This window comes from Corynebacterium sp. EPI-003-04-2554_SCH2473622 (assembly GCF_001665955.1).
Taxonomy (GTDB): Bacteria; Actinomycetota; Actinomycetes; order Mycobacteriales; family Mycobacteriaceae; genus Corynebacterium; species Corynebacterium pseudodiphtheriticum.
Window position 1 is genome coordinate 1 of sequence record NZ_LZMN01000046.1, and the last position, 628, is coordinate 628.

The following is a 628-nucleotide window of genomic DNA, read 5'->3' on the forward strand; positions in this document are numbered from 1 at the left end:
AAAAATGTTGACCGGGCAAGACATGCCGCAACCAGCAAGTCTTCCAGGCGGTGGGCTGACTTGAGGGTGACGATAGCCTCGACCTTCAGCCTCGTCGCTGGTTGTTCAAGTCCTGCAATTTTTTTAAGTACGCATTTTCTGCCCGTAGCTTCTCCACCTCGCGGCGTAGCTGATCTTCTGCGGTCAGCGGTGTCGAGCTGGTGCTGCCTTTGGCTCGTCCCTTTGGTTTCGGCTGCAACGCTTGATCACCACCTGCACGCCAAGCCCTTACCCAATGAGTGACAAGTTGATCCGATGACAAACCAAACTGCCTAGCCAGGTCCATCGTAGACTGGCCACCAATGAACCGATCGACAACTTCCTTTTTCACCTCGAAGGAAAATTGCTTCTTAGTTGGTTTTTCCACAAGACATAGTCTGCCATGCAGCTTGAAACGACGTTCAAGCTTTCGTACTGGATTATGAGTAACACCAAGCCGATTTGCTGCCGCCGCATAACCCAACCCCTGTTCAAACAAATCAACGAGCTGCTCGCGTTGAGATTCACTCAACGAACTTCGTGCTCTCATAAAAAGTGCTCCTCACTAGTCGGAAACTGATTTCTCAGTCCAACTAATGGGGAGCACTTC

The 628-nt window shown here is 50.8% G+C and carries 1 pseudogene; it reads right to left on the reverse strand.

What is annotated here, in order from left to right:
• A pseudogene (locus tag A5774_RS05440) lies at positions 1-522 on the reverse strand (helix-turn-helix domain-containing protein); the annotation flags it as partial.
• Positions 523-628: the final 106 nt, after the last annotated feature.